Annotated in this window: 16 protein-coding genes and 1 pseudogene; 8 read left to right on the forward strand and 9 right to left on the reverse strand. The window is 68.1% G+C overall.

Annotation, left to right across the window (positions count from 1 at the left end; all coding sequences use genetic code 11):
• Nucleotides 1-65: 65 nt before the first annotated feature.
• Nucleotides 66-1,259, forward strand: a complete 1,194-nt coding sequence (locus tag NP4_RS02670; RefSeq protein WP_281277640.1) for a permease — start codon at nucleotides 66-68, stop codon at nucleotides 1,257-1,259.
• 14 nt (nucleotides 1,260-1,273) lie between these two features.
• Nucleotides 1,274-2,440, forward strand: coding sequence for a serine hydrolase domain-containing protein (locus NP4_RS02675; RefSeq protein ID WP_067991207.1), 1,167 nt, complete (start codon nucleotides 1,274-1,276; stop codon nucleotides 2,438-2,440).
• Here the strand turns inward: NP4_RS02675 and NP4_RS02680 are convergent.
• The gene (locus NP4_RS02680; protein WP_067991209.1) at nucleotides 2,425-3,039 is read right to left on the reverse strand and encodes a TetR/AcrR family transcriptional regulator; all 615 of its coding nucleotides are present in this window, start codon (nucleotides 3,037-3,039) and stop codon (nucleotides 2,425-2,427) included. The two genes, NP4_RS02675 and NP4_RS02680, sit on opposite strands and share 16 nt — an antisense overlap.
• A 101-nt stretch (nucleotides 3,040-3,140) precedes the next feature.
• Here NP4_RS02680 and NP4_RS02685 point away from each other — a divergent pair, with 101 nt between their 5' ends.
• The gene (locus NP4_RS02685; RefSeq protein ID WP_067991210.1) at nucleotides 3,141-4,043 is read left to right on the forward strand and encodes a quinone oxidoreductase family protein; all 903 of its coding nucleotides are present in this window, start codon (nucleotides 3,141-3,143) and stop codon (nucleotides 4,041-4,043) included.
• Nucleotides 4,044-4,359: 316 nt separating this feature from the next.
• Here NP4_RS02685 and NP4_RS02690 read toward each other — a convergent pair whose 3' ends face one another.
• The 7 genes from NP4_RS02690 to NP4_RS02720 all read right to left on the reverse strand — a co-directional run bounded on the left by NP4_RS02690 (nucleotide 4,360) and on the right by NP4_RS02720 (nucleotide 9,730).
• Nucleotides 4,360-5,112, reverse strand: a complete 753-nt coding sequence (locus tag NP4_RS02690) for an alpha/beta fold hydrolase (RefSeq protein ID WP_067991215.1) — start codon at nucleotides 5,110-5,112, stop codon at nucleotides 4,360-4,362.
• Nucleotides 5,112-5,513, reverse strand: coding sequence for a PaaI family thioesterase (locus NP4_RS02695; protein WP_067991218.1), 402 nt, complete (start codon nucleotides 5,511-5,513; stop codon nucleotides 5,112-5,114). Before NP4_RS02695 ends, NP4_RS02690 begins: the two co-directional genes overlap by 1 nt.
• Nucleotides 5,514-5,569: 56 nt before the next feature.
• Nucleotides 5,570-6,319, reverse strand: a complete 750-nt coding sequence (locus NP4_RS02700) for an SDR family oxidoreductase (RefSeq protein ID WP_067991221.1) — start codon at nucleotides 6,317-6,319, stop codon at nucleotides 5,570-5,572.
• 36 nt (nucleotides 6,320-6,355) lie between these two features.
• Nucleotides 6,356-6,589 carry a DUF397 domain-containing protein gene (locus NP4_RS02705; protein WP_169813642.1) on the reverse strand — a complete coding sequence of 78 codons (234 nt, stop codon included), beginning with the start codon at nucleotides 6,587-6,589 and terminating at the stop codon, nucleotides 6,356-6,358.
• Nucleotides 6,590-7,103: 514 nt separating this feature from the next.
• The gene (gene galK, locus NP4_RS02710; protein WP_067991222.1) at nucleotides 7,104-8,198 is read right to left on the reverse strand and encodes a galactokinase; all 1,095 of its coding nucleotides are present in this window, start codon (nucleotides 8,196-8,198) and stop codon (nucleotides 7,104-7,106) included.
• A complete protein-coding gene (gene galT / locus NP4_RS02715; protein ID WP_067991224.1) occupies nucleotides 8,195-9,286 on the reverse strand; it encodes a galactose-1-phosphate uridylyltransferase in 1,092 nt (363 codons plus the stop codon). The genes galK and galT overlap by 4 nt, the downstream gene beginning before the upstream one ends.
• A 51-nt stretch (nucleotides 9,287-9,337) precedes the next feature.
• Nucleotides 9,338-9,730, reverse strand: coding sequence for an Rv1352/Rv1906c domain-containing protein (locus NP4_RS02720; RefSeq protein WP_067991226.1), 393 nt, complete (start codon nucleotides 9,728-9,730; stop codon nucleotides 9,338-9,340).
• 203 nt (nucleotides 9,731-9,933) lie between these two features.
• On the opposite strand from NP4_RS02720, the gene NP4_RS02725 reads away from it, so the two are divergent.
• From NP4_RS02725 to NP4_RS02740, 4 genes are all read left to right on the forward strand, one after another.
• Nucleotides 9,934-10,440, forward strand: a complete 507-nt coding sequence (locus NP4_RS02725; protein WP_245996933.1) for a sigma-70 family RNA polymerase sigma factor — start codon at nucleotides 9,934-9,936, stop codon at nucleotides 10,438-10,440.
• Between the two features lie 95 nt (nucleotides 10,441-10,535).
• Nucleotides 10,536-10,943 (forward strand): QcrA and Rieske domain-containing protein, encoded by a 408-nt coding sequence (locus tag NP4_RS02730; protein ID WP_067991229.1) that lies wholly within the window; start codon nucleotides 10,536-10,538, stop codon nucleotides 10,941-10,943.
• Between the two features lie 154 nt (nucleotides 10,944-11,097).
• Nucleotides 11,098-12,954, forward strand: a complete 1,857-nt coding sequence (locus NP4_RS43255) for an N-acetylmuramoyl-L-alanine amidase (RefSeq protein WP_067991237.1) — start codon at nucleotides 11,098-11,100, stop codon at nucleotides 12,952-12,954.
• A 29-nt stretch (nucleotides 12,955-12,983) separates the two neighbouring features.
• Nucleotides 12,984-14,051 (forward strand): CobW family GTP-binding protein, encoded by a 1,068-nt coding sequence (locus NP4_RS02740; RefSeq protein WP_067991241.1) that lies wholly within the window; start codon nucleotides 12,984-12,986, stop codon nucleotides 14,049-14,051.
• A 77-nt stretch (nucleotides 14,052-14,128) separates the two neighbouring features.
• Here NP4_RS02740 and pucL read toward each other — a convergent pair whose 3' ends face one another.
• Nucleotides 14,129-15,049 carry a factor-independent urate hydroxylase gene (gene pucL, locus NP4_RS02745; protein WP_067991244.1) on the reverse strand — a complete coding sequence of 307 codons (921 nt, stop codon included), beginning with the start codon at nucleotides 15,047-15,049 and terminating at the stop codon, nucleotides 14,129-14,131.
• Nucleotides 15,050-15,086: 37 nt separating this feature from the next.
• Here pucL and NP4_RS02750 point away from each other — a divergent pair.
• Nucleotides 15,087-15,626 (forward strand): annotated as a pseudogene (locus NP4_RS02750) (solute carrier family 23 protein); the annotation flags it as partial.
• Between the last annotated feature and the right edge of the window lie 5 nt (nucleotides 15,627-15,631).

The following is a 15,631-nucleotide window of genomic DNA, read 5'->3' on the forward strand; positions in this document are numbered from 1 at the left end:
GTGGGTCGGGGGGCGCCTGCTTGATCTATACCTATAGGGGGTATAGGTTTCCTTGGGTCCGCGATATCGGGTCGTGTGGCGTGTGGAAGGAGGTTGGCGTGGGTGCGGTTGGGCATGCTCTGGCGTTGGCCGGGTCGATGACGTGGGAGATCTTGTGGGCCCTGATCCTGGGGTTCGCGCTGTCGGCGGTGGTGCAGGCGGTGGTGCGGAAGTCGACGATCGTGCGGTTGATGGGGGACGATCGACCACGGACGCTCGCGGTGGCGTCGGTGCTGGGGGCCGCCTCGTCGTCGTGCTCGTATGCGGCGGTGGCGCTGGCGCGGTCGTTGTTTCGCAAGGGCGCGAACTTCACGGCGGCCATGGCGTTCGAGATCGGGTCCACGAATCTGGTGGTGGAGCTCGGAATCATTCTGGCGCTGCTGATGGGATGGCAGTTCACCGCGGCGGAATTCGTGGGCGGGCCGATCATGATCGTGTTCATCGCCGTCCTGTTCCGAATCTTCGTGCGCGAGAAGGTCGTTCGGGCCGCGCGCGAGCAGGCGGATCGTGGTCTGGCCGGCTCGATGGAAGGCCATGCGGCCATGGACATGTCGGTGACCGGTGAGGGCTCGTTCCTGCGGCGGTTGGTCTCCGGGCGCGGGTTCACCGCGGTGTCGCACGTGTTCGTCATGGAATGGGCGGCGATATTGCGCGACCTGATCATCGGCCTGCTGGTCGCGGGCGCGATCGGGGCGTGGGTGCCGAATTCGTTCTGGCAGAACTTCTTTCTGACCGATCATCCGCTGTTGTCGGCGGTGTGGGGTCCGATTGTGGGTCCGGTGGTGGCGATCGTGGCCTTCGTCTGCTCGATCGGCAATGTGCCGCTGGCGGCCGTGCTGTGGAACGGCGGCATCAGCTTCGGCGGCGTGACCGCGTTCATCTTCGCGGATCTGCTGATCCTGCCGATCCTCAACATCTACCGCAAGTACTACGGCATGCGCATGACGCTGATCATCCTCGGTACCTTCTACGTCGCCATGGTCGGCGCGGGTTACGCGGTCGAAATCCTCTTCGGCGCAACGGGTCTCATTCCGCAGCACCGGCACGCCATGGTCATGGAGGAGGGCATTCGCTGGAACTACACCACCTGGCTGAACATCGTCTTCCTGCTCCTGGCCGCACTGCTGGTCTTCCGCTTCGTGCGCACCGGCGGAATCGGCATGCTGCGCGGTATGAACGGCGCCCCGGAGTCGGCGCACGCGCATCACGATCACCACTGAGGAAAGATCGAGTCATGACGATCGATGGAACGGTGGAGCCGGGCTTCGAAGGTGTGCGGGAGGCATTCGCCGCCAACTTCGACAAGTACGGGGATATCGGCGCGGCCGTCGCGGTATATCGCGACGGCCGCCCGGTGGTGGATCTCTGGGGCGGCCTGGCCGATTCGGAGGCGGGGCGGGCCTGGGAGCGGGACACGCTGCAACTGGTGTACTCGGCGACCAAGGGCGTGACCGCGACGATCGCGCATCTGCTCGCCCAGCGCGGGGAACTCGATCTGGACGCGCCGGTCGCGCGGTACTGGCCCGAGTTCGCGGCCGCGGGCAAGGCGGAGATTCCGGTGCGCTGGCTGCTGTCGCATCGCGCGGGCCTGCCGGTGCTGGACGAGCCGGTCGCGCTGTCGGACGCGCTGGCATGGGATCCGATGGTCGAGGCGCTGGCCCGTCAGAAACCGGTGTGGGAGCCGGGAACCGCGCACGGGTATCACGGTCGCACCTACGGCTGGCTGGTCGGCGAGGTGATCCGCCGGGCCGCGGGCCGGACCGTTGGCGCGATCCTCGCCGAGGATATCGCCGGACCACTGGGCATCGACTTCTTCATCGGCCTGCCCGAATCCGAACGGCCCCGGGTCAGTCGAATGGTGTACGCGCCGAAGCCGGACCTGTCCGAAGCGCCGCCGGATCTGATTCCCGAGGCCCTGCGCGAGGTGGTCGCCGCCATGCGGGATCCGCAATCGCTGGCCAATCGCGCCTTCCAGGTCACCGATCCCGCCGATCCGGATTTCAATGCCGTTGATGTGCAGGCCGCGGAGATCCCCGCCAGCAATGGTATCGGCACCGCGCGCGGATTGGCCCGGCTCTACGCGGCGCTGATCGGCGAGGTCGACGGTGTGCGGCTGCTCTCGCCGGAAGCCCTCGCCGATGCGACGCGCGAGCAAGCCGCGGGTATCGATGAGGTCATGCGCATGCCGGATCGCTACGCCTCGGGCTATATGCTCCCGACCGAAGCCTTCCCGCTCGGCGGCCCGCATACCTTCGGTCACCCCGGCCGCGGCGGATCGCTCGCCTTCGCCGATCCGACTCGCAAGCTGGCCTTCGCCTACGTCACCAATCACATCGTCGAGGGCGGTATCGACCTGCGCGCACCCGATCTGGTGACGGCGGTGAATCAGGCCTTCGCGTAGTCGTCGAGCGCGGGGGCCAGCAGGTCGAAGATCTGCTCGGCCTCCTCGACCACGGTGCGCGCGACGGCTTTTCGGGACCGACCCGCCAGGGTCAGTTCCAGGACGCGCTGGAACAGCAGGCGCAGGGCCGCGGTCAGCTGGGCGGCCGCGGCCCTGCGGGTGATCTCGTCGCCGGGCAGCGCCGCGGCCAGGGCCTGTTCGCGCAGGTCGTGCAGTTCGCGTAGCCGCGCGGTGAGCGTCGGGCTGTCGGCGATCATGCGGCAGAACTCCGGCCCGGAAAACCCCGTCACCGGATCGAATCGTTTTGCCGCCGAGAGAAATTCCGCGCGCAGGGCAGCCAGGGCGGTACTGCCGCGCGGGCGGTCGGCGACGGTCTCGGCGGGCCAGGCCACGAACCGCTCGTGGATATCGATCGCCAGATCCTCTTTGCGCGGAAAGTAGTTCGTCACCGTCTTCTTCGCGACCCGGGCGGCGTCGGCCACCTCGGCAATGGTCGTGGTCTCGAAACCGCGCTCGATGAACAGGCGGGTGGCGTGATCGGAGATCGACTGTCGGGTCTCCTGCTTCTTCGACTCTCGCAGGCCCGGTGGTGTGCTCATGAGTGAAATCTTACCATCGACATAAATTTGCGCTTGACCTACTGAAGTGTTCAAGCATAAAGTTACCCTCGTCGTAAGTTTTCATCGAAAGGGTGCGGTCAGTGCACAAGATTCAATTCTCCGCTCGTCCCGAGATCGTGTCTGCCGCGCAGCCGATGCCGGGCCCGGGGCAGCTGCTGATCCGCACCGAACTGGTCGGCGTCCACCTCGGACTGCTGCGCATGCTGCGGTCGGGTAACGCCGCCGAACCGGGGGCCGAGGTGGTCGGCGCCGTTGTCGCGGTCGGCGCGGAGGTGGACGAGAGCTGGGTCGGCAAGGTCGTGGGCGGCGTCGTACTCGAGGGCGCCTATGCCCAATACGCGCTCGCCCTACCGCAATTGATGACCGAGCTACCCGCGGGCGTGGATCTCGCCGACGGTCTGGCCGTGGTGCGCGGGGGTCTGGTCGCGCTGGGGGCATTGCGTGCCGGGCGATTCGGTGCGGGGGAGTCGATCCTGGTCACGAGCGCGGCCAGCGGTAGCGGTCATCTGGCCGTTCAGATCGCCCGGGGGCTCGGGGCACGCCGGGTGGTGGGGTCGGTCGGGTCCGCCGACAAGGCGGAATTCCTGCGCGAATGCGGGGTCGACGAGGTCGTCACCTACGATCGGCCGCTGACCGAGCGCTTCGATGTCGTCCTCGACGGTGTGGGTGGCGATTTCGTGCAGCGCCGGGTGGAAAGCCTTGCGCCGCACGGACGTCTGGTCGTCTACAGTGCCGGTGGCGGCAGTGTGGACGCGGGTGGTCTGCTCGCCGAGCTGAAAACGGTCACCGGATTCTCGGTCGGCCTGCTCGCACGCAGCCAGCCGGATCTGATCGGTTCCTATCGCGAGCAGCTGTGGAAGCTGTTGGCGCAGAGGAGTATTCGGCCACGGCACAGCGTATTCGCCTTCGACCGACTCGCCGAGGCCATGGAACTCGTGGCGACCCGTCGCAATGTGGGACGAGTCGCCCTGAGCGTCGCCTGACTCAGAAGCTCAGCCGGCCGGGGCGAGGTAATCGTCCCGGCCGGTGAGCATGCGCGGTTCGGGGCGATGGTCCGCCGGAATGCGGGCCGGCTCGGCCGTCAACGGTTTCCGATACGCCTCCCCGCGGGAGGTCGGCAGCGGAAACCAGTTGTCGTGGTGACTGGCGCGAACACCCTGGGCCGCAACGCCTCGATATAAACTGCGGGCCGCACGGCGACGGTCTGCGCGAGTGTCGGCGCGGGGAGAACCTCTTCGCGGCGCAGTCGATCGAAGCGGCCGGGCATCGATACCGCCTCGCGGCGGGAACGGTTGGGGCTCAGCGGAAGTGGTCGACCAGCGCGCTGTGGAAGCCCGGATCGGTCACGGCCACCAGGTGATCGCCCGGCACGACGACCGCGCGGGCGTCGGGCAGTGCGGCGGCCAAGCGCTCGGGCTCGGCCGCGTACTGATCCTCCGCGCCCGCGAGAACCAAGGCGGGCATGGTGATTCGGGACAGGTCGTCGATCGGGGCCTCGTTCAGACCCGTCGCCACGGCGGCGATGGCCGCGAGGTCCGCGCCGACGGCCTCGGCGAGCAAGCGGAACATCGCACCCGGGGGCGGCACCCGATCCGCCTCGCCACGCATCGCGCCGACCAACTGTTCGAAGGTGATCGCCCGCTGGTCGATGCCACCCAGATCGACCACGCCGCAACCGATTCCGCCGACCACCAGCCGTTCGACCCGTTCGTCGGCCCCAGCGACCAGCAGCGCGATGATGCCGCCCATCGAATAACCGGCCAGATGGACCCGATCCAGGCCGAGTTCGTCGAACAGCGCGCGCACATCCGCGCCCATGGCCGACCAGGAGTACCGGGCCGGATCATGCGGTTTATCGGAGCGGCCGTGGCCGCGCGCGTCGAGTGAGATCACCCGCCGCCCGGCCGCCTGCAGGGCGTCGACCACACCCACGCTCATCCAGTTGGCATTGGTGTCGGCGACGATCCCGTGCTGCAACACCACCGGGATTCCGTCGCCGGGCCATTCGCGATAGCTCAGCTCGAGGCCGTCCCATGTCTTGAATCTCGCCACTACAGCACCGCCTGGGTCTGGGTCACCTTCGCGACGAGCTTATCCGTATCGTCGCGAATCTCGGTCTCCACGACGATGAAGCTGCGCCCGGTGTGCAGCGGCCGGGCGGTCGCGGTGGCGAAGCCGGAGCGCACGGCGCGCAGGAAGTTCGTCTTGGACTCCACGGTCGTGGTGCCCTGTTTGCCCTCGGGCAGATTCAGATACGCGCAGACCGCCGCGGTGGCGTCGGCCAGCGACATCAGCACTCCGCCGTGCAGGACGCCGCCCAGGGTGCACAGACTCTCGTCCCAGGCCAGGCGGCTGCGCACCACCTCGCGGCCGTGTTCGAGCACCTCGACGCCGAGCTTCTCGGTGAACGGCATGGTCTGGTGGAACAGCTGCGTACCCGCGGTATCGATCATGATGTCGAGTCTGCCGAACCGGCCCGCGCCGAGTCGATTACCCGTGCGGTAAGACCTCAGCTCACCCGCGCCACCGCGCCCCGCGGCAGCAGCGGCAGGACCACACCCACCAACCGCCATGGCCAGGCGGGCACGCGGGCGCGCACCGGTTCGCGTTCGATCGCGGCGACCATGGCCGCCACGCCCTTGTCCAGCGGAACCAGCAGCCGGGTGTCGTCGGCCTTGGCCGACAGATCGGTGGCGATGAATCCGGGCTCGATCGTGGTCACGGCGATCGGATCGCGGCGCAGTTCGGTCGCCAGACCCTCGCCGAGCGCGGACAGTCCGGCCTTGCTCGCCGCATACGCCGCCTTCTTACCCGGCAGCCCGCGCACCGCGCTCATCGAGGAGATCAGCACCAGATGTCCGGACCGCTGCTCACGGAAGATCTGCAGCGCCGCCTCGGCCTGCGCCAGGGCACTGACCAAATTGGTTGTGGCCGTGGCGATATTGGCATCGGCGCGGCCGGCGCCCACGCGCGCGCCCTTACCGAGTCCGGCATTGACGATCACCCGGTCGAGTCCGCCGAGTTCGTCGCGCAGGGCGGCGAACGCGGCGGGTATCTCGGTATGCGAGTCCACATCGAGGCCGCGGACGGCGACGGTGATTCCCGGATGGGCCGCCACCAGTTCCGCGCGCAATTCCTCGAGTTTGTCGACGCGGCGGGCGCACAGGGCGAGATCGCGTCCGCGCGCCGCGAATTCACGGGCCATACCCGCACCGAGTCCGGAGCTGGCCCCGGTAATGAGAATCCTGCGCCTGGTCATGGCACGACGATAACGTCCGACCTCGGCCTGTGCCGATCAGCCCGACATATCGTCGAATTCTCCGGCGCGGCAGCCCCGCACCCAGGCTTCCCACTCGGCGGGTGTGAACAGCAGGGTGCCCGCCTGCGGATGATTGCTGTTTCGCACGGCGACTCTGCCATCGGTCAGGCGCGCACATTCCACGCAGTGGCCGTCGGGCCCGCTGAAACTGGACTTGCGCCAACCGATATCGAAGTGACCGGCCATCACGGCGGTATACGGATCGGTCATGGATACCTCCCAACGAGGGTTGCAGAAGTAACGACAGCGCCTTCGAAGAAGGCCGAGGGAATCCGGTCGGCACTTGTCTCGGCTCTCCGGCACAGCGGGATTTCGGTAGGTTTCCCCGGGAAAGCCGCGCTAATCGCGCTTTCACCATACCGGCCGGTTTCCCGGACCTGTAGAGCGTTCGCCGAATTCGCAGCCCGGTACGTCCGTGGTCGTGGGCGCGCCGGCGGTCCGCGAATCGGATCGATGCCGCCGGGCGATGTTGCCGTATCCGTGCCGATGTGTGGTCGAGATCGAGAAGCTGCCATCGGAGCTGCGAAGACCGCTGAGCGGACCGATTGCTGCAGCACCGGCTGCGGGTCCGTCGACGATGGAAAGCCGCGACGGGCGGCCGCGCCAATTGGCTGTAGGCTCAACCGAATTCAATTCGCCATATTCGCAAGAAAGCGTCCTGTGGCGATACAAAGGTGGCCGATTCGTTACTCGGGCGCGTCGGAATTCGCTATTCGTCTGTCGCTCAGGAGATCCGGCGCGCACCCGCCGACGGCACCGCCACGAAGGTGCGCGGCGGGGTGAAACCGGCCTCCTGGAACCGCTTTTCGACCGCCCGCGCGACCTCGCGGGTGTGTTCGGCATCGGTCAGCGCGATGATGCTGCCGCCGAATCCGCCGCCGACCATCCGCGCCCCGTGCGCGCCGGCCGCCAGCGCGGTGGTGACGGCGGTATCCAGTTGCGGTGTGGAGATCTCGAAATCGTCGCGCAGCGACGCGTGTCCGGCGGTGAGGACGGGTCCGATCGCGCGCGGATCGCGGCCCTGACGCAACTTCTCGACCACATCGAGCACCCGGGCGTTCTCGGTCACGATATGCCGTGCGCGTCGGCGCACCACCGGATCGTCGATGCGGTCGACCGCGCGCACATCGGAGATCTCGCGCAATGACGGCACACCCAGCGCGGCGGCGGCCTGTTCGCATTCGCGGCGACGCCGAGCATATCCGCCGTCGGCGAGTTGATGCGGGGTGTCGGTGTCGATCACCAGCAATTCCAGTCCGGCCGCGGCCAGATCGAAGGGCACCTGAGTCCGCTCGCCGGTGTGGAAATCCAGGAACAGCGCGTGTCCGGCCGTGCACAGCACCGACGCGGACTGATCCAGCGTGCCGGTCGCCGCGCCGACGTAGTCGTTCTCCGCGGCCCGGCCGATATCGATGAGATCGGCCGCGGTGACCGGCAGATCGAACAGATCGCGCAGCGCTACGGCCACCGAGCACTCCACCGCCGCCGACGACGACAGCCCCGCGCCCACCGGCACCGCGCCGTCCAATCCCAGTACCACGCCCGGGATTCGGTGGCCGCGCCGGACGTATTCGTGGACCACGCCCAGCGGATAGCGGGCCCAGCCCGCCACCTCGGCTGCGGCGAGACCCGAAATCGGCTGGGACACCGGCTCGTCCGGATGCTGGCGCGAGGACACCCGCACCGAACCGTCCGCGGTCGCGTGCGCCGCGCAGGTCACCACCTGGGGCAGGGCGATCGGCAGCGCGTAGCCGCCGTTGTAGTCGGTGTGCTCGCCGATGATGTTGACCCGGCCGGGCGCGACCCATACGCCGTTCATCGCACCTCCCGCAGTTCCGCCGCCACCGTCTCCGGGGTGGTGTCGCTGATGAACACCTGCATACCCGATTCGGATCCGGCGAGGTATTTCAGCTTTCCCGGGGCGCGACGAATCGAGAACAGTTGCAGATGCAGCCACCAGTCTTCGCGCGGCGCACCGGATTTCGGGGTCGGCGCCTGATTCCACGCGGCGACGTAGGGCATGGGGGTGTCGAAGCGATGGGCGAAGCGGTGCTGCACATCCAGGTACAGCGCCGCGAATCCGTCGCGCTGGGCGTCGTCGAGCTCGGGCAGATCGCGCACTTGCCGATGCGGGAACAGCTGCACCTCGTAGGGCCAGCGGGCGAACGGTGGCACGAAGGCCGTCCATTCCTCGTTCGCGGCCACCACGCGCGTCCCCGCGGCCCGCTCGTCGGCCAGCAGATCACCGAACAGATTGCCGCCGTGTGACTTTCGGTGCCGGGCGAGATTCTCCGAGATCTTCGCGATCCGGGGTGTGACGAACGGGTAGGCATAGATCTGGCCGTGCGGATGCGACAGCGTCACCCCGATCTCCTCGCCGTGGTTCTCGAAGCAGAAAACCTGTGCGACGCCGTCGATTTCGGCCAGTTCCGCACTGCGCTGGGCCCAGACGTCGACCACCAGCCGGGCCCGCTCGGGATCCAGTCGCGCGAAGGAACTGTCGTGCGCGCTGGTGAAACACACCACCTCGCAACGACCGAATCCGTCGCGCAGCGGGGTCAGCGGCGCGCCCTCGACCGCGCTCGTGAACGCCGCGTCGGCCGCGGTGGACAGCGAGGGGAAACGATTCTCGAAAACCGCCACCTGATAATCGGATTCGGGAATTTCGGTGGCGCGCTCCGGCGTGGAGGGGCACAGCGGGCACAGATCGGCGGGCGGCAGGAAGGTGCGGGTCTGGCGATGCGAGGCGATCACCACCCATTCCCGGAGCAGCGGGTCGAACCGGGCTTGCGAATGCGTGGTGGTACTCGGCAGATCTCGGGTGTCCACGGCATTGCGGGGCGTCGGCTCGGCATCGAAGTAGAGGATTTCCCTGCCGTCGGCGAGCCTGCGGCGCGTGCTGATCACGGCGCCACAGTACCTTAGATGTGAGCGCTCACATCGCGCCCCCTCACATCGTCAGTACTCACTCCCGAACCAGCCGCCGGGTCCGTAGGAGCCGGTGTTCGGCGGTGGCGGAACCATCACCCACGCGCCGCAGTTGCGGGTCTCGAAGGCCGCGTCGGTGGGCTTGATCAGCGTGCGCACCGGTGTGGTGTGGGTGAAGTCGCTGGCGACGACATTGTGATTGGGGTCGACGGGAGTCCACTCCTTGTTCACGCGCCGCCAGAAACAGCCGTGTTCCGGATCGGGCGTGCCGGGCGCCTGGTAGATGCCGGGCTGGATATCGACGCCCACCCGGTAGAACCCGTCACCCGGGATGGTCGCCGGATCGGCGGATGCGATACCGGAGCCGAGCATGGTGGCCGCGGAGGCCACTGCCCCGGCGACGACGAACGTGCGTGCGCGCACGGCGATCCTCCTCGAAAGGTCCCCATATGTTCCGGGCACGGGTCTATCAGAAACGACCGGACAGTTCGGTCGAATCGCAAAAATTAATTTGGTCGCGTTCTGCCGATGTCGTTCTGCTCGCGCGCCACGATATGACTGACATGAGAGGTCTTCGCCCTGTTTCCCGGGACAGTGTTCCGGCCTGCGGCCCGCGGTGTGCGCGATTGTGCACCGACGAGGGACTCGCCGCGGTTCTGGATGCCGATCAGGGACTGCTGCACTGGCGTGCGGCGCGGCGGCTCGGGGGCGATGCGGGGTTGGCCGAACACGCGGTCCAGGAGACCCTGCTGCGGGCCTGGCGCGGCTGCGCCACCTACGACCCGGACAAGGGCAGCGTCCGGACCTGGCTGCTGACCATCGAACGCAATGTGCTCACCGATATCGCGCGCATGCGCGCGGTCCGGCCCGCCGAGACCAGCTGGGACGAACTCGTCGACGCCGATACCCGCTCGGCCGGGCCGGATTTCGCCGAGGCGCTGACCGACGGGTTGTTGGTCGCCCAGTTGCTCGCCGGATTGCCCGACGCCCAGCGTGACGCGGTGGAGCAGGTCATCCTGCGTGATCGCGCCTATCAGGACGTGGCCGCCGATCTCGGTGTTCCGGTCGGGACGGTCAAGACCCGCGTGCACTACGCGCTGCGGTCGCTGCGGAGGTTGCCGCTGGGCGCGTGAGTGCGGATCCGGTTGAACCGGAGACCCTTCCGGTCCGTCGATCAGGTATCGGCGGGGCCGCTCGGCGCCGCGCCCGGGAATCGAGGGAGTCTCCCATGTCCGATCGGCCGCTGGATCGTCGCACCGCGCTCGCGAGTGCCGGAATCGCCGTTGCCGCAATGGGTTCGGCCGCCTGCTCGAGTGGTGCGGACGCGCCTCGGGCGGCCACCGACGGATCGATTGCTGAGGATGTGCTGACTCGGGTCGCCGATGTGCCGATCGGGGGCGGGGTGATCGTCGGGGATACCGTCGTCACCCAGCCCGTCGCCGGGTCGTTCCTCGGGCTCTCCGCGACCTGTACGCATCTGGGGTGCCGGGTCGCCGCGATCGCCGACGGATTGATCGCCTGCCCATGTCACGGCAGTCGCTATCACCTGGACGGCAGTGTGGCGGCCGGTCCCGCCCCGCGCCCGCTCGACACGCGGGCGATTCGGGTGGACGGGGATCGCATCCTGCGCGCGTGAGGGCCGGAATGCGGGCCGTCGATACTTCCGATTCGCGGTAACGGTTGGGTAACCGGGCTTGCCATGCGATACTGACGTTGTCAGAGTGAACCACTGGGTTTGGTGTTACTAGTGGGAAGGGAGGGGCGCTCCCGTTCGGGTGCGCCGTCCGCACATGAAGCATCCAAGCATCATCAGGTCCTGCCTTTGCCTCACCGTCGCAGCGACGGCCACCGCCGCGATTCCGGCGGCCGCCCTCGCCGATTCGCCGGTCGGCGCGCCGCCCTCGGCGGTGATGTCCACGAGACTCGCGGGGAAGACGGTCTTCCTCGATCCGGGCCATCAGGGTGTCAATCACACCCAGCAGCTCGATCGTCCGGTCAACGACGGGCGCGGCGGGACGAAAGCGTGCCAGACCACCGGCATGACCACCATGCACGGGGTCGCCGAACATTCCATCAACTGGAATGTCGCCCAGATGGTCAAGCAGTCGCTCGAGGCGCTGGGCGCGCGTGTGCTGCTGAGCCGCCAGGACGATACCGGCTGGGGCGGCTGCGTCGACGAGCGCGCCGCCGCGGCCAATGCCTCCGGCGCCGACGTCGCGATGAGTATCCACGCCGACGGCGCGCCCGCGAACGCCCGCGGTTTCCACCTGATCGTTCCGCAACTGCCGGTGCCCGACGCCAAGGCCGCCCAGGTCCAATCGACCACCGGCCTGGCCGCCACCAAGGCCATGCGCGCCGCCTACCTGCGCGCCGGTTTCCCCGCCGCCAACTACGGCGGCGCGGTCGACGCCTTGATGACCCGCGACGACATCGCGGGCCCGGCCCTCACCGAGGTCCCGGAAGTCTTCCTCGAAATGGGCAATGGCCAGAACCCCGACGACGCCCAATCCCTCGAAACCCCCGAGGGCCGCCTGAAGCACGCGGTCGCCATCACCACGGGGCTGGTGGGTTACCTGCTGAACATCTCGGTCGACGGGATGACCGCGACGCAGGGTTCGCAGCTCCCGGCCGGAGATGCGGGTTCGCAGCCGCAGGGCGCGCCCGCTGGCCCGAACGGTTCGCCGCGTCCGATCGGCGCTGTGGGACAAGCAGATTCGCAGCCCTCGGCCGCGGTGCAGGACAACTCGCAGCCGTCGGCGGGGCAGAACCACCCGCGGATTCCAGCCGCCACAGGACAGGCCGGGACGCAACCGCAGAGTGTGCCCGCGGGGCAGAACGGTTCGTTGCCGCCGATCGGAGCTGCGGGGCAGGGCGGGTCGCAACCGCAGAGTGTGCCCGCGGGGCAGAACGGTTCGTTGCCGCCGATCGGAGTCGCGGGGCAGGGCGGGTCGCCACTGCCGGGCGGTGCTACCGGGCAGGGTGGGTCGCAGGTTCCCGCCGCGGCTGGACCGGGCGGGACGCAGGCCGTTCCGAATATGCAGGGCATGGTGCCCGGGGCGCAGCCGCCCGCGGGACAGGGGAATTCGCTTTCCGCGGCGGGCTCGCCGGAGGTTGGGCAGTCGGCCGCGATCGATCCGGGTGCGCAGATTCCCGCGGCCTCCACACCCTCGGGTTCGGGGCAGAACATTCCGTTGCCGCCCAGCGGGTCGCAGGGCGGGGGACAGGTGCCGCTCGTCGATCCGCGGCAACCGGCGCGGACCGGGCCGGGCAGTACGCCCGGAATCGCGCCGGGTGGTCAGGACGGCTACGCGCAGACGCCGCCGAATGCCGTCTCGCCGGGGATGTATTCGTCGCCTCCGCCGGGTTACCAGGCGATGCCGGGAACGCAACCGATGCCGGGTACCCAATCCTCGCCGACTCTGCCGGGGACCCAGGGCGCGCCAGGAACGGGAACGCTTCCCGGAACCGGAGGCACGGGCCAGTCCTCCGACACCGCCGCGGCCGTCGGCACGCTCGTGACCACGGCCATGCATCTGCTGCTGCCCCTGGCCAAAACGCTGGGGCTCGGCGACGCCACGGTCAATTCGGAGCTGATCAATCTCGCCTACAACCTGGTCGCCACGCTCATCACCCCGTGGACGAAGTAGCGCGTTGATCCGCCGGTAAGGTGAGCGGGGTGGCTCGGGGCATTCCTGTACTGATCGTCGCCGGATTTCTGGGCGCCGGGAAGACCACCCTGCTCAATCACCTGCTGCGGCAGCGAGACGCGCGGATCGGCGTGGTGGTCAACGATTTCGGCGCCGTCAATATCGATGCGATGCTGGTAGCCGGCCAGGTCGATGCCATGGTGTCGCTGGGCAACGGCTGCGTATGCTGCGCGGTGGACGTCGGCGAGCTGGACGAGATGTTCGAGCGACTGTCCCAGCCGCGCAATCGCATCGATGTGATCGTGGTCGAGGCCAGCGGACTGGCCGAACCGCGCAATCTGATCCGCATGGTGCTCGGCAGCGACAATCCGCGCATCCACTACGGCGGCCTGCTCGAGGTGGTCGACGCCGAACATTTCGAGGACAGCCGCGCGCTGCATCCGGAGCTCGCCGCCCATCTGCGCCTGGCCGATCTGGTCGTACTCAACAAGGCCGACCGGATCCCCGAACCGCATTTGGCCAGGCTGCGCACCGAACTCACCGCCACGGTGGAGCCCGCGCCGGTGTACGCGACCACGCACGGCCGTATCGACCCGCGACTGCTGTTCGACGTGCCTCGGCGCGGCGAGCCGACCGTCGCCGAACAGCTCAGCTTCGACGAACTCCTGGCCGAACATCACCATCACGACGACGACGGCCACCGGCATCTGCACGACGACTACGACACCGTAACCTTCACCAGCGCAACACCTCTGGACCCACGCGCCCTGGTGGAATTCCTCGAGAAACCCCCACCGGGTCTGTTCCGAGCGAAGGGGCCCGTCGTGTTCGCGGTGGCGGGCGAACATCGAAAGTTCCTGCTGCACATGGTCGGCCGCCATGTGGTCTTCGAACCACTCACCGCCCGAGGCGAATCCGAGCAGACCTGCGTGGTCCTGATCGGCGCGGGCCTGGACGCCGAAGTCGTCACGCGGCGCCTGGAAGCCACCGCGCATACCGACCCCGACCCGCTGGACGCCCAGACCCTGCTCGGCGTCTGGCACTACGTACCCCGCGACCTGAGCGACTCCCTCGAATACGCCGATCTGCCCGAATAGTCACGTTCGGCGTGACATCGCGGAAACCGGCCCGCAACACCGCGCCTCTAGCGTGGCGGCATGTTCGAACCGCCTACCTACACCGCCCCGGTATACGGATCCCACGCGATTCCGGCGTCGGGCGCGTCCTCGCGCAGCACACTCGCCTGGATGAGGCCGTAGGGCCGGTCTGCGGCGTGGAACACCTCACCCGCATTGTCGATGCCGAATCGTCCGAGGTCGAAGGCGAAATGATGCCTATTGGGCGCCGACAGCCGGATTTCGGCCAAGCCCGGATACGCCTCCAGCGCCGCGCGACCCATATCGAACAGCGTCTGCTGCAGCGCCTTCGACTGCAGCACCGCGAATCGCTCCACCAGCACCGCGCGAATCCCGGCATGGGTGGCGTCCCAATCGACGGGCGCGTGCGCGAAGCGCCAGCGCGCGATCAGACTGGTGGCCATCACCCGATCCTCGGTCGGCTCGAGCACCGTGAACGGATCGGTGAGAAAGCCCGCGAATTCCGATCCCGTGGACTTGAGGATCACCAGATCCTTGACCCCGCCGATCACCCACTCGCGGCGCTGAGATCCCGTGCCGCGCACCGTGATCGCCGCGATCCGCACCTCCGGCCCGGTGCGCGTCCAGGTGTGCTCGTGCGGACGGCCCTCGGCCGAGACCCGCTCCCACCCGTACTCCTCGATCTCCACGCGCGCCGAATCCACCGGCGCGATGTCGTCGACGAAATGCCGAGCCAGGGCCAGGCCGTACTCCTCGATACTGCCCTGACCGTGGATCTTTGCGTAGGCGTAGACGGTCTGCTTCTGCGAATCGGTGGGCAGGACGGCGCCCTGATCGCCGGTCACATGGGCGGATTCGAAGTCACCGCGCAGACAGGTCGATACGTTGAGATCGCGGATCTCGTGCCGATCGGTGTCGCGGTAAATGCGCACCAGGCGATTTTCGGCCTTGCCGTACTGATTCGGGCCGAGGACTATCTTGCCGGTCAATTCGGTCATGCTCACTCCCGCTGTTCCCTATCGTCACGGAGTCCCCATGGCAACACCACAGTCCGTCGATACCCGATTGCCGTTTTCCCGGCTGTTGCTGTTCGGCATCCAGCACGTTCTCATCATGTATACCGGCTGCGTCACGGTGCCCCTGGTCTTCGGCGCGGCCGCGGGCCTGGATCGGACCACGATCGGGATTCTCATCGGCGCGGACCTGTTGGTCGCCGGATTGATCACAGTCGTGCAGAGCCTCGGCGTCGGGCGGGTCGTGGGCGCCCGGCTGCCGATCGTCTGCGGTGCGACATTCGTGGCGCTCACGCCCATGATTCTCATCGCCCAGCAGTACGGTCTGCCCGCGGTGTACGGATCGATGCTGATCGGCGGCGTGGTCGGAGTGGCGCTGGCGTGGCCGTTCGCGTTGATCGTGCGATTCTTTCCGCCGCTGGTGTCGGGGACGGTGCTGACCGTGGTCGGCATCTCGCTGATCGGCGTGGCGGGCGGGCTGATCGTCGGCAGTGACGCCAAAGCCGCCTCGTTCGGCGCGCCCGGCCGGATCGCGGTGGCGGCGCAGATCCTGCTTACCAGCGGAAT

The sequence above is a fragment of the Nocardia pseudobrasiliensis NBRC 108224 genome, from assembly GCF_001613105.1.
Classification (GTDB): Bacteria; Actinomycetota; Actinomycetes; order Mycobacteriales; family Mycobacteriaceae; genus Nocardia; species Nocardia pseudobrasiliensis.

Coding starts and splice junctions, on each gene's coding strand:
- pucL (WP_067991244.1), bottom strand. CDS start 15,049: ATGACCGAATTGACCGGCAAGATAGTCCTCGGCCCGAATCAGTACGGC.
- NP4_RS02675 (WP_067991207.1), top strand. CDS start 1,274: ATGACGATCGATGGAACGGTGGAGCCGGGCTTCGAAGGTGTGCGGGAG.
- NP4_RS02700 (WP_067991221.1), bottom strand. CDS start 6,319: ATGACCAGGCGCAGGATTCTCATTACCGGGGCCAGCTCCGGACTCGGT.
- NP4_RS02730 (WP_067991229.1), top strand. CDS start 10,536: ATGTCCGATCGGCCGCTGGATCGTCGCACCGCGCTCGCGAGTGCCGGA.
- NP4_RS43255 (WP_067991237.1), top strand. CDS start 11,098: ATGAAGCATCCAAGCATCATCAGGTCCTGCCTTTGCCTCACCGTCGCA.
- NP4_RS02680 (WP_067991209.1), bottom strand. CDS start 3,039: ATGAGCACACCACCGGGCCTGCGAGAGTCGAAGAAGCAGGAGACCCGA.
- NP4_RS02705 (WP_169813642.1), bottom strand. CDS start 6,589: ATGACCGATCCGTATACCGCCGTGATGGCCGGTCACTTCGATATCGGT.
- NP4_RS02695 (WP_067991218.1), bottom strand. CDS start 5,513: ATGATCGATACCGCGGGTACGCAGCTGTTCCACCAGACCATGCCGTTC.
- galK (WP_067991222.1), bottom strand. CDS start 8,198: ATGAACGGCGTATGGGTCGCGCCCGGCCGGGTCAACATCATCGGCGAG.